This window comes from Pseudomonas sp. xss_4, from assembly GCF_043104125.1.
Taxonomy (GTDB): domain Bacteria; phylum Pseudomonadota; class Gammaproteobacteria; order Pseudomonadales; family Pseudomonadaceae; genus Aquipseudomonas; species Aquipseudomonas parafulva_B.
Genome location: NZ_JBICKJ010000015.1, coordinates 21,491 through 41,866 on the forward strand (window position 1 = coordinate 21,491; position 20,376 = coordinate 41,866).

The 20,376-nt window shown below is 62.9% G+C and carries 21 protein-coding genes; all 21 read right to left on the reverse strand.

All coding sequences use genetic code 11. The annotated features are described in order from the left end of the window. Nucleotides 1-5: 5 nt before the first annotated feature. The 21 genes from fliA to fliF all read right to left on the reverse strand — a co-directional run bounded on the left by fliA (nt 6) and on the right by fliF (nt 20,362). Complete coding sequence (gene fliA / locus ACF8GB_RS01375) at nt 6-746, reverse strand: RNA polymerase sigma factor FliA (RefSeq protein ID WP_023533945.1); 741 nt, start codon at nt 744-746, stop codon at nt 6-8. Continuing rightward, entirely contained in the window at nt 743-1,576 is an 834-nt protein-coding gene (gene fleN / locus ACF8GB_RS01380; RefSeq protein ID WP_023533996.1) for a flagellar synthesis regulator FleN, read from the reverse strand. Before fleN ends, fliA begins: the two co-directional genes overlap by 4 nt. Before the next feature lie 93 nt (nt 1,577-1,669). Next, nucleotides 1,670-2,980, reverse strand: coding sequence for a flagellar biosynthesis protein FlhF (flhF, locus tag ACF8GB_RS01385; protein ID WP_392526458.1), 1,311 nt, complete (start codon nt 2,978-2,980; stop codon nt 1,670-1,672). An 11-nt stretch (nt 2,981-2,991) separates the two neighbouring features. Next, nucleotides 2,992-5,121 (reverse strand): flagellar biosynthesis protein FlhA, encoded by a 2,130-nt coding sequence (gene flhA / locus ACF8GB_RS01390; protein WP_058606080.1) that lies wholly within the window; start codon nt 5,119-5,121, stop codon nt 2,992-2,994. 155 nt (nt 5,122-5,276) lie between these two features. Then, entirely contained in the window at nt 5,277-6,419 is a 1,143-nt protein-coding gene (gene flhB / locus ACF8GB_RS01395) for a flagellar biosynthesis protein FlhB (RefSeq protein WP_078478881.1), read from the reverse strand. Further along, the gene (gene fliR, locus ACF8GB_RS01400) at nt 6,420-7,196 is read right to left on the reverse strand and encodes a flagellar biosynthetic protein FliR (RefSeq protein WP_058606076.1); all 777 of its coding nucleotides are present in this window, start codon (nt 7,194-7,196) and stop codon (nt 6,420-6,422) included. Nucleotides 7,197-7,203: 7 nt separating this feature from the next. Beyond that, on the reverse strand, nt 7,204-7,473 hold the full coding sequence (fliQ, locus tag ACF8GB_RS01405) for a flagellar biosynthesis protein FliQ (protein ID WP_023533926.1): 270 nt from the start codon (nt 7,471-7,473) through the stop codon (nt 7,204-7,206). Nucleotides 7,474-7,494: 21 nt separating this feature from the next. Continuing rightward, the gene (gene fliP, locus ACF8GB_RS01410) at nt 7,495-8,250 is read right to left on the reverse strand and encodes a flagellar type III secretion system pore protein FliP (protein WP_023533994.1); all 756 of its coding nucleotides are present in this window, start codon (nt 8,248-8,250) and stop codon (nt 7,495-7,497) included. Next, on the reverse strand, nt 8,247-8,696 hold the full coding sequence (gene fliO / locus ACF8GB_RS01415; protein ID WP_058639121.1) for a flagellar biosynthetic protein FliO: 450 nt from the start codon (nt 8,694-8,696) through the stop codon (nt 8,247-8,249). The genes fliP and fliO overlap by 4 nt, the downstream gene beginning before the upstream one ends. Next, nucleotides 8,696-9,160, reverse strand: coding sequence for a flagellar motor switch protein FliN (gene fliN / locus ACF8GB_RS01420; RefSeq protein ID WP_023533974.1), 465 nt, complete (start codon nt 9,158-9,160; stop codon nt 8,696-8,698). The genes fliO and fliN overlap by 1 nt, the downstream gene beginning before the upstream one ends. 42 nt (nt 9,161-9,202) lie before the next feature. After that, nucleotides 9,203-10,171: a flagellar motor switch protein FliM gene (gene fliM / locus ACF8GB_RS01425; RefSeq protein ID WP_058639122.1), complete on the reverse strand. Its 969-nt coding sequence runs from the start codon at nt 10,169-10,171 to the stop codon at nt 9,203-9,205. 9 nt (nt 10,172-10,180) lie between these two features. Then, nucleotides 10,181-10,678 (reverse strand): flagellar basal body-associated protein FliL, encoded by a 498-nt coding sequence (gene fliL / locus ACF8GB_RS01430; RefSeq protein ID WP_058606074.1) that lies wholly within the window; start codon nt 10,676-10,678, stop codon nt 10,181-10,183. 160 nt (nt 10,679-10,838) lie between these two features. Further along, complete coding sequence (locus ACF8GB_RS01435) at nt 10,839-12,080, reverse strand: flagellar hook-length control protein FliK (protein WP_078478883.1); 1,242 nt, start codon at nt 12,078-12,080, stop codon at nt 10,839-10,841. Nucleotides 12,081-12,169: 89 nt separating this feature from the next. Beyond that, nucleotides 12,170-12,517, reverse strand: coding sequence for an Hpt domain-containing protein (locus ACF8GB_RS01440; RefSeq protein WP_058639124.1), 348 nt, complete (start codon nt 12,515-12,517; stop codon nt 12,170-12,172). Nucleotides 12,518-12,565: 48 nt separating this feature from the next. Then, entirely contained in the window at nt 12,566-14,257 is a 1,692-nt protein-coding gene (locus ACF8GB_RS01445) for a fused response regulator/phosphatase (RefSeq protein WP_058639125.1), read from the reverse strand. An 8-nt stretch (nt 14,258-14,265) separates the two neighbouring features. Then, nucleotides 14,266-14,571, reverse strand: coding sequence for an STAS domain-containing protein (locus ACF8GB_RS01450; RefSeq protein ID WP_058606070.1), 306 nt, complete (start codon nt 14,569-14,571; stop codon nt 14,266-14,268). A gap of 303 nt (nt 14,572-14,874) precedes the next feature. Beyond that, a complete protein-coding gene (fliJ, locus tag ACF8GB_RS01455; RefSeq protein WP_058606069.1) occupies nt 14,875-15,327 on the reverse strand; it encodes a flagellar export protein FliJ in 453 nt (150 codons plus the stop codon). A 6-nt stretch (nt 15,328-15,333) separates the two neighbouring features. Then, nucleotides 15,334-16,689, reverse strand: a complete 1,356-nt coding sequence (gene fliI, locus ACF8GB_RS01460; protein WP_058606068.1) for a flagellar protein export ATPase FliI — start codon at nt 16,687-16,689, stop codon at nt 15,334-15,336. After that, complete coding sequence (fliH, locus tag ACF8GB_RS01465; RefSeq protein ID WP_078478885.1) at nt 16,679-17,455, reverse strand: flagellar assembly protein FliH; 777 nt, start codon at nt 17,453-17,455, stop codon at nt 16,679-16,681. The genes fliI and fliH overlap by 11 nt, the downstream gene beginning before the upstream one ends. A 116-nt stretch (nt 17,456-17,571) precedes the next feature. Beyond that, nucleotides 17,572-18,591, reverse strand: a complete 1,020-nt coding sequence (gene fliG, locus ACF8GB_RS01470) for a flagellar motor switch protein FliG (RefSeq protein WP_023533955.1) — start codon at nt 18,589-18,591, stop codon at nt 17,572-17,574. Further along, on the reverse strand, nt 18,584-20,362 hold the full coding sequence (fliF, locus tag ACF8GB_RS01475; protein ID WP_100851995.1) for a flagellar basal-body MS-ring/collar protein FliF: 1,779 nt from the start codon (nt 20,360-20,362) through the stop codon (nt 18,584-18,586). Before fliF ends, fliG begins: the two co-directional genes overlap by 8 nt. Nucleotides 20,363-20,376: the final 14 nt, after the last annotated feature.

The window sequence follows — 20,376 nt, forward strand, 5'->3', positions numbered from 1 at the left end:
CGGGCTCAACGGGCCCGCCATTCCCCCAGGCGGCTGCGCAGGCGCGCGGCGCATTGGCTGTGCAACTGGCTGACCCGCGACTCGCTGACCCCCAAGACCTCACCGATCTCCTTGAGGTTCAGTTCCTCGTCGTAATACAGCGCCAGCACCAGGCGCTCGCGCTCCGGCAGGTTGGCGATGGCCTCGGTCAACGCGACCTGGAACCGCTCTTCCTCCAACCCACGGGCAGGTTCGGCCTGGCCGCTGACGCCATCCTCATGCAAGCCTTCGTGCTCGCCGTCCTGCAACAGGTCGTCGAAGCTGAACAGGCGGCTGCCCAGTGTGTCATTGAGAATCCCGTAATAATCATCGAGGCTCAACTTGAGTTCGGCAGCAACTTCATGATCTTTAGCGTCGCGGCCAGTTTTGGCTTCGACCGCACGCATGGCATCGCTGACCATGCGGGTATTGCGGTGCACCGAGCGCGGCGCCCAATCGCCTTTGCGCACCTCGTCGAGCATGGCCCCGCGAATGCGGATGCCGGCATAGGTCTCGAAACTGGCGCCCTTGCTGGCGTCATACTTGTTGGCGACTTCGAGCAGACCGATCATGCCCGCCTGGATCAGGTCCTCGACCTGCACGTTGGCCGGCAGTCGCGCCAACAGGTGGTAGGCAATGCGCTTGACCAGCGGCGCATAACGCTCGATCAGCTCATACTGCGCGTCTTTCGAGGCGCGGCTGTACATCTTGAAGCCGCTGGCGCTCATGACATCGAACCTGCACTGGTCGGCTGCACCAGGCGTTCGACGAAGAACTCCAGATGGCCACGGGGGTTGGCGGGCAGCGGCCAGCTGTCGACCTTCTGCGCGATGGCCTTGAAGGCCAGGGCGCATTTGGAGCGCGGGAACGCTTCGTACACGGCGCGTTGCTTCTGGACCGCCTTGCGCACGCACTCGTCGTAAGGCACGGCGCCCACGTACTGAAGCGCCACATCCAGGAAGCGGTCGGTGACCTTGGTCAGCTTGGCGAACAGATTGCGCCCTTCCTGAGGGCTCTGGGCCATATTGGCCAGCACCCTGAAACGGTTCATGCCGTAATCACGGTTAAGCAGCTTGATCAGCGCATAGGCGTCGGTGATCGAGGTCGGCTCATCGCAGACCACCAGCAGCACTTCCTGGGCCGCGCGCACGAAGCTGACCACCGAATCACCGATGCCGGCAGCGGTATCGATCACCAGCACGTCGAGGTTGTCACCGACTTCGCTGAACGCCTGGATCAAGCCCGCATGCTGGGCAGGCGCAAGGTGCACCATGCTCTGGGTGCCCGAAGCGGCCGGGACGATGCGCACACCGCCTGGGCCCTGCAGCATCACATCGCGCAGTTCGCAACGCCCTTCGATGACATCTGCCAGCGTGCGCTTGGGCGCAAGGCCCAGCAACACATCGACATTGGCCAGCCCAAGGTCGGCGTCGAGCAGCATGACCCTGCGGCCCAGCTCGGCCAGCGCAAGAGACAGGTTCACTGAAACATTTGTCTTGCCGACGCCACCTTTGCCACCGGTCACGGCGATTACCTGTACGGGATGCATGCTACCCATGTCTGTTCTTTACCTTGTCTCGCTGGGACTCAGGCCACACGAAGGGCAATGCTGCGTCTCCCTCGGCATAGCTACCTTGCACACATTTCATTTTCAACCCGCTCGCCGTGGGTTGTGGTAGAGATCAGCGAACATGTCGGCCATGGCCTCCTCGCTGGGCTCGTCCTGCTGCTGCACATTGACCGCGCGGGTGACCAGCTGGTGCCCACGGGGCAGGTGCAGATCGTCCGGGATACGCGGCCCATCGGTAAGGTAGGCCACGGGCAGTCGGAAACTGATGGCAAGGCTCAGGACATCGCCCAGGCTTGCCGACTCGTCGAGTTTGGTCAGGATGCAGCCGGCCAGCCCGCAGCGCTTGTAGCTGTGGTAGGCCGCGGTCAGCACCTGCTTCTGGCTGGTGGTGGCCAGGACCAGGTAATTCTTCGCCGCGATGCCGCGACCGGCCAGGGTATCGAGCTGCATGCGTAACGCCGGGTCGCTGGCTTGCAGGCCCGCCGTATCGATCAGCACCACGCGCTTGCGCAGCAGAGGCTCGAGCGCCGCCGCCAACGACTGGCCGGGGTCGACATAGGTCACCGGCACATTCAGGATTCGGCCCAGGGTCTTGAGCTGCTCCTGCGCCCCGATACGGAAACTGTCCATGCTCACCAGCGCCAGGTTGTGGGCGCCGTACTTGAGCACATAGCGCGCCGCGAGCTTGGCCAGGGTGGTGGTCTTGCCCATGCCGGCCGGGCCGACGACGGCAATCACACCGCCGTCCTCGATCGGTTCCACGTCGGGCGTACGGATCATGCGCGCCAGGTGCGCCAGCAGCATACGCCAGGCGTGGCGAGGCTCCTCGATGTCCTTGGTCAGCTCGAGCAACTCACGGGCGATGGGGCCAGACAGGCCAATGCGCTGCAGCCGGCGCCACAACGTGGCCTGCTGCGGCTTGCTACCTTGCAACTGGGTCCAGGCCAGCGACCCCAGTTGCACTTCCAGCAGCTCGCGCAAGCCGGACAGCTCAGAGCGCATGGCATCGAACAGGCGCGGGTCCACCGAGGCCTGGCTGCTTACGGTGGTGGCCGGCTGCGGGGCGTCAACGTGCGGCTCGACCAAAGGCTCGGCCGCCGTGAGCGACTGACCGGCGAACAGTTGGCGATTGCTGTCACTGCTGTCCGGGCGCTGTTCGAGCTCGGCCTTGGCCGTGGCGATGCGCGTGTGGGTCTTGCGCAGCTCTTCTTCGAGTTCGACGTTCGGTACCCGAGGCGCCAGGGCGGACAGCTTGTAGTCCAGCGCGGCGGTCAGTTCAACGCCGCCTGCGATACGGCGATTGCCGATGATGGCCGCATCAGCGCCCAGCTCATCGCGGACCAGCTTCATGGCCTGACGCATATCAGCGGCGAAGAATCGCTTAACTTGCATTATCCACTACCTCAGCCATTAGGGCCCACGGTGGCAACGATGGTGACTTGCTTGTTGTCCGGTATTTCCTGATACGCCAGCACATGCAAATTCGGTACGGCCAGCCGACCGAAACGCGACAGCATGGCGCGGATCGGGCCGGCCACCAGGAGGATGGCCGGCTGGCCTTGCATCTCCTGGCGCTGTGCGGCTTCGATCAGTGAACGCTGCAGCTTTTCGGCCATGCTTGGTTCAAGAAGCACTCCGTCTTCCTGACCTTGCCCGGCCCTCTGCAGACTATTTAGCAAGATCTGTTCCAACCTGGGCTCCAAGGTGATCACAGGCAGCTCGGACTCAACGCCAACAATGCTTTGCACGATGGCGCGACACAATCCGACGCGCACAGCCGCGACCAGAGCGGCGGTATCTTGACTCTTTGCCGCGTTGTTGGCGATGGATTCGGCAATGCTACGAATATCGCGCACTGGCACCTGTTCTGACAACAAAGCCTGTAGGACTTTGAGAAGGCCTGACAGCGAAATGACACCCGGCACCAACTCTTCTGCCAGCTTAGGCGACGCCTTGGACAAGACTTGCAACAGTTGCTGCACTTCTTCGTGACCGATCAGCTCGTGGCAATGCTTCTGCAGGATCTGGTTGAGGTGAGTGGCTACCACCGTACTGGCGTCTACGACCGTATAGCCCAGCGACTGCGCCTGCGAGCGTTGACCGACGTCGATCCACACAGCCTCCAGGCCAAAGGCCGGGTCGCGGGCCGCGATGCCGTTGAGGCTGCCGAACACCTGCCCGGGGTTGATGGCAAGCTCGCGGTCCGGATAGATCTCTGCTTCAGCCAGGATTACCCCCATCAACGTCAGGCGATAGGCACTGGGCTGCAGGTCAAGATTGTCGCGGATGTGCACGGTGGGCATGAGAAAGCCCAAGTCCTGGGACAGCTTCTTGCGCACGCCCTTGATCCGCGCCAGTAGCTGCCCGCCCTGGTTGCGATCGACCAATGGGATCAAGCGATAACCGACCTCCAGGCCGATCATGTCGATCGGGGTGACATCGTCCCAGCCCAGCTCCTTGGTTTCGGCCGCCCGCTGCGGGGACGGCAGCAGCTCTTGCTGGCGCTGCGCTTCCTGCTGGGCCTGTACCTTGGTCTTTTGCTGTTTCTTCCATACCAGGTAGGCGCCGCCGCCCGCCATCAGGCCCAGGCTCAGGAACGCCAGGTGCGGCATGCCCGGCACCAGCCCCATGACGATCATGATGGCGCCGGACACGGCCAGGGCCCGGGGCGAGTCGAACATCTGACGGTTGATCAGCTTGCCCATGTCCTCCGAGCCCGAGGCACGGGTGACCATGATGGCTGCGGCGGTGGAGAGCAGCAGCGAGGGCAGCTGCGCCACCAGACCGTCACCAATGGTCAACAGGGCATACACCTTGCCGGCGTCGCCGAAGCTCATGCCATGCTGCAACATACCGATCAGCATGCCACCGATCAGGTTGATGAACAGGATCAGCAGGCCAGCGATGGCGTCACCGCGCACGAACTTGCTGGCACCGTCCATCGAACCGTAGAACTCAGCCTCCTGGGCGACTTCGCTGCGGCGCGCCTTGGCTTGCGCCTGGTCGATCAGGCCGGCGTTCAGGTCGGCGTCGATGGCCATCTGCTTGCCCGGCATTGCATCGAGGGTGAAGCGTGCGCTGACCTCGGAGATACGCCCCGCACCCTTGGTCACCACCACGAAGTTGATGATCATGAGGATGGCGAAGACCACCGCACCGACCACGTAGTTGCCACCGATGACCACATCGCCGAAGGCCTGGATCACCATGCCCGCGGCGCCGTGGCCTTCCTGGCCATGCAGCATGACCACACGGGTGGACGCCACGTTCAGCGCCAGCCGCAGCAAGGTCGCCACCAGCAAAATGGTGGGGAATGCGGCGAAGTCCAGCGGGCGCAGCGCATACACGCTGACCAGCAGCACCACGATGGACAAGGCGATGTTGAAGGTGAAGAACACATCGAGCAGGAACGGTGGTATTGGCAACATCATCATTGCCAGCATCACCAGCAGCAACAGCGGCACGCCGAGGTTGCCCCGTCCGAGACCGGCCAGGTTATGGCGAGCGTTGCTGATTAACTGAGTGCGATCCACCGCGAGTCCTCTTCTTGCAAAACTTTGACGCCTGTCAGGCGACTGGCGCTGCCATTGCAAGAAGCTTTCCAACTTTGTCTGGTGGGGGATTTATATTGCTTGTATCGCCCCTTTTGCAGGCGTATCAGCAAAAGGACTCACCATGCTACGCAATGTCAGCTGTCACGGCGCAGATCGGGTGGAATTGGCAAGTCAGGCTTCAGCGGATCTGGCCGCTTGCCCTTCCCTGCGTGGTACTGACGTATCTGAAAGACGTACGCCAACACCTGGGCCACCGCCAGGTACAGCCCGGCAGGAATTTCATGCTCCACCTCGGTGGAGTAGTAAATTGCCCGAGCCAGGGCGGCGGATTCAAGAATCTGGATGTTGTGCTCAGCGCCAATCTCGCGAATCTTCAAGGCCATGAAGTCGCTGCCCTTGGCCAGCAGCAAGGGGGCCGAATTCCCGTTCTCCGGATCGTACTGCAGGGCGACGGCGTAGTGGGTCGGGTTGGTGATGATCACATCGGCCTGGGGCACAGCCGCCATCATTCGCCGCTGCGACACCTCGCGTTGCAACTGGCGGATACGCTGCTTGACCTCGGGCTTGCCCTCGCTGTCCTTGTACTCGTCGCGCACTTCCTGCTTGGTCATCTTCATTTTCTTGTGCGTTTGCCACAGCTGGAACGGGGCGTCGGCGGCGGCGATCAGCAACAGCCCGGCCGACATCCACAGGGCGCTCCACCCCACCACTTGCAAGCTGTGGATGATCGCCTGCTCCAGCGGTTCGTTGGCGATTGACAGCAGGGCTTGACGGTCGCTGGCGAGCACCGCCACGGCCACCACCAGGATCACGAAGAACTTGGCCAGCGCCTTGAGCAACTCGGTCAGGGCATGCATCGAGAACATGCGCTTGATGCCAGAAAGCGGGTTCATTCGGCTGAATTTAGGTTGCAGCAAGCTGCCGGAGAAGACGAAACCGCCCAGTACGATCGGCGCAACGAAAGACATCACGAAAAGAAGGATCAGAATCGGCTGTACGGCCCAGATGGCCATTTTACCGGAGGTGAGCAAGAACGCCCCCATGGAACGCTCATCGACGATGATCTCGCGGGTCAGGCTGAAGTTCATGCGCATCATTTCCAGCAGGGTCTCGGCCAGATACCCGCCGAAGGCTAGCACGCCACCGGCACCGGCCAGGGTTACCGACACAGTGTTCAGCTCCTTGGAGCGCGCGATCTCCCCTTTTTCCCGCGCATCGCGCTTGCGCTTCTCGGTGGGTTCCTCTGTCTTGTCCTGACCGCTTTCGCTTTCCGCCATTCAACCGGCCCTCGCCAAATCGCGTAGCCACAGCAGCGTTTCGCTGGCCAACGCCTGGTAATGGGACAACACATCGGCAAGGCCGATCCAGAAAATGAGCATGCCCATGACCAAGGTCAGCGGGAAACCAATGGAAAAAATATTCAACTGCGGCGCTGCACGGGTCATCACGCCAAAGGCAATATTGACGACCAACAAGGCTGCGATCACCGGCAGGATCAATATCAGCCCGGCGCCGAACACCCAAGCCATGCGCCCCACCAACTCCCAAAAATGAGTGACCACCAGGGCATTGCCCACCGGGAGCGTGGTAAAGCTCTCGGTCAACACTTCGAACACCACCAGATGGCCGTTCATCAGCAGAAACAGCACGCTCACCAGCATGGTCATGAACTGACTGATCACCGTGACGTTAACCCCGTTGCCAGGGTCGACCATCGAGGCGAATGCCATCCCCATCTGTACCGCCACGATCTGCCCGGCGATCACGAAGGCCTGGAACAGCAACTGCAACGCCAGACCGAACATAGTGCCGACGATGATCTGCTCGGCACACAGCAGCGCCCCTTTGAGGCTCAACGGATCGAACGGCGGCAGTGGCGGGAGCGCCGGCACAATGACCACCGTGATCGCCACGGCAACGTACAGGCGCACCCGCGCCGGCAACATGCGCGTGCCGAAGATGGGCATGGTCATCAGCACCGCCGTCACCCTGAACAGCGGCAGGATGAAGGTGGCCACCCAGGTGCCGATTTGCGTGTCGGTCAGCTCAAGCATCGGCGCATCAACCGATGAGCTGGGGGATGTTGGTGTACAGGGTAGTGATGTACTCCATGAACTTCTGCACCAGCCACGGCCCGGCCACGATCAGCGTGATCAGCATCACCAGCAGGCGCGGCAGAAAGCTCAGGGTCTGCTCGTTGATCTGGGTGGCGGCCTGGAACATGGCCACGATCAGGCCCACCAGCAGGCTGGGGACCACCAGCACGGCGACCATCAGCGTGGTCAGCCACAGGGCGTCGCGGAACAGGTCGACGGCTACTTCAGGCGTCATGCACGGCCCTCCCAGGCAAAGTCACACACCACCGAAACTGCTGGCCAGCGTGCCCATGATCAAGGCCCAGCCATCGACCAGCACGAACAGCATGATCTTGAACGGCAACGAGATGATCAGCGGCGACAGCATCATCATGCCCATGGCCATGAGCACGCTGGCCACCACCATGTCGATGATCAGAAACGGAATGAAGATCATGAAGCCGATCTGAAAGGCCGTCTTGAGCTCCGAGGTGACGAAGGACGGCACCAGGATACTCAGCGGCACCTGGTCGGGGCTGGCGATGTCGGTGCGCTTGGACAGGCGCATGAACAGGTCCAGATCGCTCTGCCGAGTCTGGGCCAGCATGAAGTCCTTGAGCGGGCCCTGCGCACGGTCGATGGCCTGCTGGGCGGTCAACTGCTCGTTCAGGTAAGGCTGCAAGGCCGTCTGGTTGATGCGGTCGAACACCGGCGCCATGATGAACAGGGTCAGGAACAGCGCCATGCCGGTCAGAATCTGGTTCGACGGCGTCTGCTGCAGCCCCAGCGCCTGGCGCAGGATGGAAAATACGATGATGATCCGGGTGAAGCTGGTCATCAGGATGACGAACGCTGGAATGAAGCTCAGCGCCGTCATGATCAACAGGATCTGCAGGCTGACCGAATACTCCTGCTGCCCATCGGTACCGTTGGACAGGGTGATGGCTGGAATCGACAGCGGGTCGGCAGCCAGTGCCAACGGCGCCGCCAACAGCAGCGCCAGGGTGAACAACAGTCGCAGCGCTGCGCTCATCGGGTCTTGTCCTTAGGGTCCTTGCCCATCAGTTCCATTAGCCGCTGGGCGAACTCAGGCGTCGCCTGGCGAGCCCCCTGAGGTACATCCACAGGCTCGGCCAGCACGTGCAACGCTTCGATGCTCCCGGGTGTATGACCAATGAGGATCTGTTCCTTGCCCACCTGCACCAATAGCAGCCGATCACGCGGCCCGATGGCGCGGCTGCCGATGATGTCGATCACCTGACTGCCCTTGACCGCCGAGCCTTGCATCCGGCGCAGCAGCCAGGCGAGCAGGAAGATCAGCCCGACCACCAGCAGCAGGCCGAAGACCATCTGGGCCAGTTGCCCGCCCAGGCTTCCTGGCGGGTTGGCCGGTGTCGCGGCAGGCGTGGCGGCGGCCAGGCATACCTGGCTGGCCAGTGCCGCGGCCGCCGCTGCGATGACGCGCACCCTGGCCTTCATCAACGCAGCTTCTTGATGCGTTCGCTGGGGCTGATCACGTCCGTCAGGCGGATGCCGAACTTCTCGTTGACCACCACCACTTCGCCATGGGCGATCAGCGTGCCATTGACCAGCACATCCAGGGGCTCGCCTGCCAGGCGGTCCAGCTCGATCACCGAACCCTGGTTGAGCTGCAGCAGGTTGCGGATGTTGATTTCGGTGCTGCCCACTTCCATCGAGATGCTCACCGGGATGTCGAGAATCACATCCAGGTTCGGGCCTTCGAGGCTGACATTGGCATTGGGCTTGGGCGAGCTGGCGAACTCTTCCATCGGCAAGCGACCGGGCCCCTGATTCTGGCTGGTATCGCCCAGCAGCGCATCGATGTCGGCCTGGCCGGCCGCACCGGTTTCTTCCAGCGCAGCAGCCCACTCATCGGCGAGCGCCTGGTCCTCTGGAGAGGTGATCTCGTTTTCGTTAGCCATGATTTCCTCGACAGGCATTCAATTCGTTGGGAGCGGCCGCCATCAGCGGCGTTCGACCGGGTCGATGATCTGCAGCGCCAGGTTGCCCTTGTGCGAGCCCAGGCGCGCCTTGAATGCCGGCACGCCGTTGGCGCGCAGCACAAGGTGCTCGGGCAGCTCGACCGGGATGACGTCCCCGGGCTGCATGTGCAGGATATCCCGCAGTTTGAGCTGACGCCTGGCTACCGTGGCCGTTACCGGCACGGCAACATCAAGCACGTCCTCACGCAGCGCCTTGACCCAGCGTTCGTCCTGGTCGTCCAGGTCGGACTGGAAGCCGGCGTCGAGCATTTCACGTACCGGCTCGATCATCGAGTACGGCATGGTCACGTGCAGGTCGCCCCCGCCGCCGTCGAGCTCGATATGGAACGTGGACACCACCACCGCCTCGCTGGGGCCGACGATGTTGGCCATGGCCGGGTTGACCTCGGAGTTCATGTACTCGAAGTTCACCTCCATAATCGCCTGCCAGGCTTCCTTCAGGTCGATGAAGCACTGATCCAGCACCATGCGCACTACGCGCAACTCGGTCGGGGTGAACTCGCGGCCTTCGATCTTGGCGTGCCGGCCGTCCCCGCCGAAAAAGTTGTCCACCAGCTTGAACACCAGCTTGGCGTCGAGGATGAACAGCGAGGTGCCGCGCAGCGGCTTGATCTTGACCAGGTTGAGGCTGGTGGGCACGTACAGCGAATGCACGTACTCACCGAACTTCATCACCTGCACGCCGCCCACGGCCACATCGGCCGAGCGGCGCAGCAAGTTGAACATGCTGATGCGGGTGTAACGGGCAAATCGCTCGTTGATCATCTCCAAGGTCGGCATGCGGCCCCGGACAATACGGTCCTGACTGGTCAGGTCATAGCTTTTGATACTGCCGGGCTCGGATACACTTTCAGTCTGCACCAGGCCATCGTCGACGCCATGCAGCAGGGCATCGATCTCATCCTGGGACAGCAGGTCCTGTACGGCCATTGCGTGCTCCTACTGCAATACGAAATTGGTGAACAGCAACTGGTCAATCACAGGCTTGCCGACTTCTTTCTGGGCAACTTCCTGCACCACGACGGTCGCTTTCTGGCGCAGCATTTCCTGGCCGACCGAGCTGCTGGCCAGGGTCTCGAAGCCGACCCCGGAGAACATCATCACCAGGTTGTTACGTATGACCGGCATGTGCACTTTAAGGGCATCGAGGTCAGCCTGATTGCGCCCCTGCAAGGTGATGCTGACCTGCATGTAGCGCTGGCGACCATTCTGGTTGAAGTTCACCACGAACGCGGGCGTAAGCGCTTCGTAGATGGCCGCTGGCTTGGTGGTGCTGGCGCCTTCCTGTTCAGCAGGGGCGGGCTCGCTCTTGTGCATGATGAACCACGTGGCGCCCACGGAAATGCCCACGGCCACCAGCAGGCCACCCACGGCCAGGAGGATCAGTTTGAGTTTGCCTTTTGGGGCAGGGTCTTTGACTGCTTCGGTATTCGCCATGCCAATATTCCGTCATCCATCGGGAGTAACTGGGAAGATGGCTTGGGGTGAGCAAGTGTTATGCCAAATACGCGAGCGTCAAGGCATACCGCGACTTACAGCAGTGCCGTACGAACAAAAACAGGGGGGCCGTTTAGTAGCCCCTGCCCCTACATGCGCCTCAGGCGTAATAATCCACAGCGCTGTCCCCGATCACCACCTGCTGCTCCGCAGGCCGTTCCCGCTCGGCAGCGTCGACCGAACCCTCACCCGCCCGCGCAGCAACGCCGGACAGGCTACTACCCCCCTGCCCCTGCGCCGCCTGCCCGTGTTGCTGCTGACCACGCGACTGGTCGGCCACATTGACATCCGGCTGGGCCAGGCCCTGCTGGGCAAAGAGTTCGCGCAGCCGGTGCACCTGGCTGTCCAGCGTATCGCGCACACCGACGTGGCCGCTGATGAAGGTCACCTGGGTGGCCTGGTCGGCGGCGACGTTGACGCGGATGTTCAAGCGCCCCAGCTCGGCAGGCTCGAGCTGTATATCGGCCGACTTGAGGTTCTGGCTGGACAGGTACATGACCCGGTTCACCAGCCCCTCGGTCCACGCGTTCTGGTTCATCGACAACGGCTGCTGCAACGGGTTGGGGTTCACCGGCACCGCGTTGGCCGTCTTGGCCGTTGCGGCCTGGGTGAGGTTGGCCAGGCGGCTGGCGAAGTCATCGATACGGGTATCGCTGCTGGCGCCCTTGGTGTCTTTCAACCCTTCTTCGAGCAATGCGCCGAAGGCCTTTTCACCGGTGTCGGTGGAGGCTTCCTCGGCCACCTGACCCGCCTGCGCCAAGGTATTGACGGATGCAGCTTGAGCCTGCTGCTGGCCAGGGTCTACGGCATGGGCCGAGGTGGCCCCCTTGGCCTGGGCACTGTGCTCCAGCGCCAGGCGCAGGGTAGGCAGGTTCGCCAGGGCATCGGCAGCAGGGTCGAAGTCAGGCGCTTTTTCGGAAGGCGGCTGGTCATTGGCAGCCTGCAAGACAGGCGCTACTGCCTCGGCCTGGGCCTGGATCAACTGGGCGCCAGGCTGCGCGTCAGTGACCTGCCCGGCAACCAGGCTGGCATCGCGCATGCCGGTATCGGCCTGGCTAGCTTGCTCGGTTGGCGAGCCATTGCCGTCATCGGCAACGGCGCGCTTGTCAACGGGCTTGCTTTTGCCGCTTGAGGTCCCCTCAGCCTTGTCAGCGGCCTTGCTCGCAGCAGGCTTGTCTGCAGCACCGGCAACCTTGTCACGCCCCTGCTTGGCCATCACCTGACCGAAGCCATCGCCCTGCTCGCCCAGTGTCTGCTGGGGTTTGCCGGCTGTGGCGCTAGCAGAGCGGGATGCGTCGGCCTTGATGTTGGCTTGCAGCAAAGGGTTGGATGCAACAGGCATTGAGCAGTCTCCGCGCCATAAACAAAATGATCACGGGTATTACTCAGCAAAACTCGCGCCAACTAATACAGAGGCGGTAAGCGCATGGGCTAACCGGCCGATATACGACGATGTTCGGCCCGGTAGAAGCGCTGCACTTCGGCAAACTCCACATCAATACGGCTGATGAGGTCTTCGATCCCCAGCAGCGGAGGATGGCGGGCCTTGTCCTCGAGTTCCTGGCAAAGGGTTGCCAACGCAACGGCACCCATGTTGCTGCTGCTACCTTTGAAACTGTGGGCGGCGGCGCCGAGTTCAACTGCGCTGCGGGCAGCGTGAAGTTGGCCAAGGCGCCTTTCAGAATCGTCCAGGAAGGTCTGCACTAGCTGCAGATAGCCGTCTTCCATGATTTCACGCAGGTCACTGAGTACCTTGTGGTCGATATGCATGTCAGCCACTTGTTCGCTCCTTGATCAAGTCAGATTATGGCAGAGCCCGACGCGGACTCACCAGATGAACTCAACGTGCGCACAGCGCCCGCCCTCTGTCCAGCGCGCCACCGTAGACAGGCGCCTGACCAATGCCAGTCCTCGGCCACTGAGGCCTCGCTCTGGCAACGGCTGCGCAAGCACCTGCTGCACGTCGAACCCATCGCCGCTGTCCCTGACCTCCACTTTCAGACGCCCACCAGCGGCAAGCGGTTCAACTGCAAGATCGATGCGCACGTAACCTTCCTCGATCACCTGCAAGCGCCTGGCTCGCTCCTGATAGTAATCGGCAAAGCCTGGCGCGTCGCATTTGAGCCGAGCGTCCAGCCCCAGCACGCCATGTTCAAGCGCATTGGAATACAGTTCGCTCAGCACACTGTAGAGAGTGCCGGCCGATGAACGCAGGTCGTGTATTTCCTGCAACAACTGCACCAGGTAGGGCACCGGGTTGAAACGGCGCAGACTTTCGCCCCTCACATCGAAACTGAGCGACCAGTCCATGGCGCTACAGCGGCCCAGGTCCGGAGGCAACACCGGCATGGGCTGCGGCAACTGCGCACCCAGCATGCGTATCTCACACAAGCTGACATCGTCACGCGCCGGCCCACCGAAGCGTTGCAGCGCGTCGAGCAGCTCGTCGAACAACAGCGCGGGATCGCGATTGTCTGCCAGTACTGCCCGCAGGCGTTGCTCCCCGAACAAACGCTCCTGATCGTCGGCGGTTTCCAGCACCCCATCGGACATCAACAGCAGGCGCTCGCCCGGCGCCAGCGGCCAGACTTCGGTCTGGTCGTCGAATTGCTCGGCACTCAGAACCCCCAGCGGCAAGTGCCGGGAACTCAACGCAGACAACACCTGGCCCTCAGCAGCCAGCACGAAGCCATCAGGCATGCCACCATTCCACACCTCCACTGCGCCGCGCTGCATGCTCAGGTTGACCAGCAGTGCGCAGCAGAACATGTCGCCAGGCAGGATGCGCTTGAGCTTGGCATTCATCTCTCGCAAAACTTGCGCCATGCCATAACCCTTGGCCGTCATGCCGTAGAACACTTCAGCCAATGGCATGGCTCCCACGGCAGCCGGCAGCCCGTGCCCGGTGAAATCCCCCAGCAGCACGCGCATGTCCCCGGACGGCGTGAGCGCGGCCAGCATCAGGTCGCCGTTGAACAGCGCGTACGGCGATTGTAAAAAGCGGATGTTCGGTGCATCCAGACAGCCGGAATGGGCAACCTTGTCGAACACGGCTTTGGCCACCCGCTGTTCATTGAGCAAGTGGTGGTGGTGCCGTGCTATCTGGTCGCGCTGGTCCAGCACTGTGGCCTGGAGCCGCCTCAGCCGGTCCATGGCCCGAATCTTGGCTGCCAGAATGACTGCGCTGTAGGGCTTGGGCAGAAAATCATCACCACCGGCTTCCAAGCACCGCACCAGGGCCTGCTCTTCGTTGAGTGCCGTGAGAAAAATGATGGGCACCAGGGCTTCGCCAGCCAAGGCCTTGATCTGCCGCGCCGCCTCGAAGCCGTCCATGACCGGCATCAGCGCATCGAGCAGCACCAGCTGTGGGCGTTGTGCCTTGAACACGTCCACGGCTTGCTGGCCATTTTCCACCGTGAACACTTGATGCCCTTGGCGCCTGACGATCTGTGCCAACAGCAGACGATCGGCCGCGCCATCTTCAGCCACCAGCACGGTCAACCCAAGCTCATCAGCCATCGGCGCGCTCAACTGATGTCGAAGAGCTTGTCGAAATTGGAGATGGCGAGGATCTTGCGTACATCGCAATTGGCATGGACGACCCGCACATCCGCCGCGTCCCCGCCGACATGATCGCGCAACAGCAGGAGCATGCCCAATGCCGAGCTGTCGAGGTAGGTCACCTCCTGCAAGTCGACGATGACCGCGTCAGGGCGGCTTGGCTGGCGTTCGTAGGCCTCGCGAAAGGCCTGGTGCTTGCCGAAATCGAAACGTCCCTTGATCTTGATCGTCAGCTTTTTACCGTCCTGCGAGACATCGGTTTCCACTGCCATGCTAGCGATTCCTTCGATGATGGCGGATGCGGCTCCATGAAGGTGTAGCAGTCATGGCGCGAGGGGGCAAGCGGGTGAGGGAAGTGGTGTAGATTGACAGGCATGGCGCAGGGCCGTGTTGGGTGCTTAGCCCCCGCGGATCTTAGGCGCTCAGCATAGATCGCTGGGGCCGCCGTGCGGCCCATCGCGGCGCTAGGCCGCTCCTACCCTGACCGCGTATCGCCTGGGTCAGTAGGTTCACAGGGCCTTGTAAGAGCGGCCTAGTCCCGCGATGGGCCGCACAGCGGCCCAAAGGCTTACCCGCTACAGCGGCCCCTGCCGCGGCAGCCGCTGGGACAATTCGTCGAGCAGGCGCTGCTCGCGCTTGTCCTCGGCGCGCCGAGCCTCGTCCATATAGCGTTGCACCAGCTTGCGCAGGCCCTCTACCCGCGCATACGCCTGCTGCCAGGTGTCGCGGGCGTTGGCGAGGTTGTTCTGGTGCCAGGTGAGGCTCTGGCGCTGTTGGGTCATGGCCGTTTCCAACTGGCCGAGAAAGCGCTGGTAGTTGACCAGCCAGTTCCCGTCGACACCCTGGCCGCCCCGGTTGAGCCACTGCTGTTGATAATCCTCGCGAAAGCGCTCCAGTTCCGTCAGCTTGGCCTGGGCCGTGACCACCTGCTGCTGGAAATGGCCCAGACGCTGGGCCGCCTTGCGCTCGGCTTCCTCGGCCATGTCCACCACGGGAGCCAGGCGCGCCGCACGTCCGGGCAGTGCCATGGCCTATCAGCCCGCCGGGGGCGTGAAGATCGCCCCCAGTTGGTCGCGGCTTTGCGCCATGCTCACGTTTTCACGCAGCCCTTGACGCAGAAATTCCACCAGCCTGGCCTGCAGCGCGATGGCAAGGTCGGTCTCGGGGTCCCCGCCCGCCACGTAGGCACCCACGCTGATCAGGTCGCGGCTCTGGGACAGCCGAGACCAGAGCTGCTTGAATTTCTGCGCCTGGCGAAGGTGGTCAGCATCGACCACCTGGGGCATCACCCGGCTGATGGACGCTTCGATGTCGATTGCCGGGTAATGGCCCTCCTCGGCCAGCCGTCGCGACAGCACGAAGTGGCCGTCCAGCACCCCCCGCGCCGAGTCGGCGATCGGGTCCTGCTGATCGTCCCCCTCGGACAGTACCGTATAAAACGCCGTGATCGAGCCGCCACCCGGCTCACCATTGCCAGCTCGCTCCACCAGCTTGGGCAGCTTGGCGAACACCGAAGGCGGATAGCCGCGCGTGGCGGGCGGCTCACCGATGGCCAGGGCAATTTCCCGCTGCGCCTGGGCAAAGCGGGTCAGCGAATCCATCAACAGCAGCACGTTCTTGCCCTTGTCGCGAAAGTATTCGGCAATACGGGTGCAGTACATGGCCGCCCGCAAGCGCATCAGGGGCGCATCGTCCGCGGGTGAAGCCACCACCACAGAACGCTTGAGCCCCTCCTCGCCGAGAATGTGCTCGATGAATTCCTTCACTTCGCGGCCCCGTTCGCCAATCAGGCCGACCACGATGATTTCGGCTTCGGTGAAGCGGGTCATCATGCCTAGCAGCACCGACTTGCCCACACCGGTACCGGCGAACAGGCCCAGGCGCTGGCCGCGTCCGACGGTGAGCAGGCCGTTGATACTGCGAATGCCCACGTCCAGCGGCTTGCTGATCGGGTCGCGGTTGAGCGGGTTGATTACCGGCCCGTCCATCGGCACCCAGTCCTCGGCCTTCATGCCGCCCTTGCCGTCCAGCGCGCGGCCCGCGCCGTCCAGCACCCGCCCCAGCATGCTCATGCCCATGGGCAGCCGACCACCGTCGTCGAGCGGCACCACGCGGGCACCGGGGGCGATGCCGACAATGCTGCCAACCGGCATGAGGAACACCTTCGACCCGGAGAACCCCATCACCTCCGCCTCGACCTGTACCGGGTGGTAGCTGTCGTCGTTGACCACCAGGCAGCGGCTACCCACAGCCGCCCTGAGCCCCTCGGCTTCCAGGGTCAGGCCCACCATGCGCAGCAGTCGCCCCTCGACCACCGGTTGCGCCGGCACCTCAATGGCCTCGGCATAGCTGCCCAGGCGCTTGGCGAAGCTGGTACGGTCAAGGCGCATCGGGGTTCTCCACCGGCGCGTCCAGGTCAACACTCACATCCGGCGCTGCCGGGTGCAGCGCATGATCATGCATCTGGTCGAACAACTGCGCGACGGTCTTCTCGATGCGGGTTTCCATGGTCGCATCGATACGGCTATGGGCGGTCTCGATACGGCAGCCACCGGGAAGCAGGGTGCTGTCTTCGAGCAGGCGCCATTGTTCTTCGTGGCGCTCGCGCAAGGCCTTGGCCAGTTCGAAATCCTGCGGGTTCAAGTGGATACGGATGTTGTCGGCACCCATGGGCAGGCGCTTGAGGGCTTCGCGCAGCACCTGGGTGATCTGGCTGGAATCGCTCGTGAGTTCCCGGCCGATCACCTGGCGCGCCATGTGCGACACCAGGTGCACCAGGGTTCTCTCGATCTGGGTGTCCTGCTCGGCGATAGGCTCCATCAAATGGGTCATCAGCTTTTCCAGGCTGGCCAGCTTGGCCTTCAGGGCCTCGTCGGCCTCTTGGCGCACTTTGAGCTGGGTGCTGTGAAAACCATCACGCTCACCTGTGGCGAAGCCTTCGTTATAGGCTTCCTGGCGAATGGCTTCCAGCTCTTCGAGGGTCAGCGGATGGACTTCCTCCAGTGGCACTTCCTCGACTTCTTCCTCCACCTCGACCGGTTCGGGCTCAGGCTCGGGCGCGGGCTGGGGGTCGAAGCTGGGCAATGTCCAGACATCCACGCCCTCAAGGTCGCGGGCCCGGATCAGGTCACTGGGGTGGTGTTCTTTGGTCGACATTCAAAAACCTGTCTGTCAGGGTGCCAGGCGCCATGCCGCCTGTCGAAGACTGCACGCTAAGGCAGATTGCGTGCACGACGCAATCGCCTTGCGCGGACCCATTGGCGGCTCGCCGCTTAGATCATTTCCTCGGCACCTTTGCCACCGAGCACGATTTCGCCGGCTTCGGCCATGCGACGGGCGATGGTGAGGATTTCCTTCTGGGCCGTCTCGACATCGCTGACACGGACCGGCCCCTTGGCCTCGAGGTCGTCGCGCAGCAGTTCCGAGGCCCGCTTGGACATGTTCTTGAAGACCTTGTCCTTGACCCGCTCGTCCGCGCCCTTGAGCGACACCACCAGCACGTCGGAGGACACTTCGCGCAGCAACGCCTGGATACCCCGGTCATCCACATCGGCCAGGTTGTTGAAGACGAACATCAGATCTTCGATCTGCTCGGACAGGTCGCTGTCGATTTCACGGATCGAATCCATCAGGGCGCCTTCCACCGAGCTGTCGAGGAAGTTCATGATGTCAGCGGCACGCTTGATGCCACCCAGGGTGGTGCGCGCGGCGTTGGAATTGCCGGAGAACTGCTTCTCCAGAATCTGGTTCAGCTCCTTGAGGGCAGCAGGTTGCACGGTATTGAGCGATGAGACGCGCAATACGATGTCCAGCCGAACCTTGTGGTCGAAGTTGCTCAGCACCTCACCGGCCTGATCAGGGTCCAGGTAAGCCACGACAATGGCCTGGATCTGCGGGTGCTCGTAGCGGATCACGTCGGCCACGGCGCGTGGTTCCATCCACTTGAGGCTGTCCAGGCCACTGGTGTTGCCACCGAGCAGGATGCGGTCGACCAAGCCGTTGGCCTTGTCCTCGCCCAGTGCCTGGTTGAGCATCTTGCGAATGTACGCATCGGAGCCCACGCCCAGGCTGGTCTGATCGCCAACCACCTCGACGAACTCGCTCATCACCTGTTCGACCTGGTCACGGTGCACGTTGCCCATCTGCGCCATGGCCACGCCCACGCGCTGCACTTCCTTGGGCCCCATGTGGCGCAGTACCTGCGCGGCATCGGTTTCACCCAGCGAGAGCAGCAGGATGGCTGCCTTGTCGACGCGGCTCAGCTTGGCGGTAACGGCTCGGTTATCACTCATCGGCGTTGATCCAGTCTTTCACGACCTGGGCCACACGGCCCGGGTCTTCGGCCACAAGGCCTTTGATTGCGTTGAGCTGTGCCTCGTAACCCTCGGTCGGGCTAGGCAGCAGAATGCTTGTCGGGCCACCCAGGCTGACGCGGTCGTTGGCCAGTTCGCCATCCAGACCGATCATGCCGCCCAGCTCCATGTCGTTTTCCAGGGCAGGCTGCTTGCCACCCCCTGTCAGGTTGTTGAGCACAGGACGCAATACACCGAACACCAGCACCAGGATGAACAGCACACCCAGCACTTGCTTGACGATATCCCAGAACCAGGGCTGCTGGTAGAACGCGATATCGGCAATCTCTTCGCCACGGTCTGGCGCAAACGGCACGTTGATCACGGTCACGCTGTCGCCCCGGCTGGCATCGAAGCCAACGGCGTCCTGGACCAGCCGGGTGAAGCGCGTGAGGTCTTCGGCAGCCCACGGCACATGGGTGGTCTCCCCGGTGGCGGCGTCCACCTTGACCTGATCGTCCACCACGACCGCCACGGACAGGCGTGTCATGCGCCCCTGCTGCTGGCGAGTGTGGCTGATGGAGCGGTCAAGCTCGAAGTTCTTGGTGCTCTGCTGGCGTTTATCCGACGGATACGGCGCGAGCATCGGCTGGCCAGTGGCCGGGTCCATGATCTGCTGGCCATTGGCATCGACCAAGGGCTGGCCAGGCTGAATGGCGCCTGCTGCACCCGCGGTGCCACCCGTGGTCTGTGGTGCCGAAGCAGCACCCGGCGGCTGGTTGCTCAGCGCGCCCGGCACACCTTGCGGGCCCTGGCTGCTGGCGCGCTGCTCGTCGACCGACTGCTCACTGCGCAGCGCCGGTTGGTCCGGGTTGAACTGCTCGGAGGTGGACTCGACCGCACTGAAGTCCAGGTCGGCGGACACTTCGGCCTTGTAACGGTCGTTGCCCAGCACCGGTTGCAGGATGTTGTGCACGCGCTGGGTCAGCATGCTTTCCATCCGGCGACTGTAGTCGAACTGCTTGCCGGCCTGGGTCAGGGCAGAATCCTGGATCTGTTCGGACAGCAGGTTGCCTTTCTGGTCGACCACGGTGACCTGGGACTTGTCCAGCTCCGGCACACTGGTGGCAACCAGGTTGACGATGGCCATCACCTGACCAGGCTCAAGCGCACGACCTGGATAAAGCTCGACCAATACCGACGCGCTGGGCCGACGCTCGTCGCGCACGAACACCGAGCTTTTGGGAATGGCCAGGTGCACGCGGGCACCCTTGACGTTGTTCAGGCTCGACACGGTGCGCGCCAGTTCACCTTCCAGGCTGCGACGGTAGCGCGTGGCTTCCATGAACTGACTGGTGCCCAGGCCCTGCTCCTTGTCGAGCAGCTCGAAACCGACGTTGCCGTCGGTAGGCGCCACGCCCGCTGCCGCCAGCTTCAGGCGCGCGCGGGAGATATCGTCAGCCTTGACCAGCAGGGCCCCGGAATTGGGTTCCACGTTGTAGGCAATGTCGGCCGCCGCCAGGGTGTCCATGACCTGCTTGGTGTCCATGCCCGACAGGCTCGGGTACAGCGGACGGTAGTCCGGCTGCTGCGACCACAGCACCACGGCAAAGCCGATCGCCACGCTGGCCGCCAGGCCGACCATCAGGCCGATCTGACGCAGCATGGGCATCTGCGCAATGTTTTCCAGGAACGCCAGGCGCACCAGGGGGGCCTTGGGCGCTGGCGCGCCGCCCTTGGCGGGCGCGTTGTCGACGACTGCTTCAGCCATGGTCTACGTCTGCC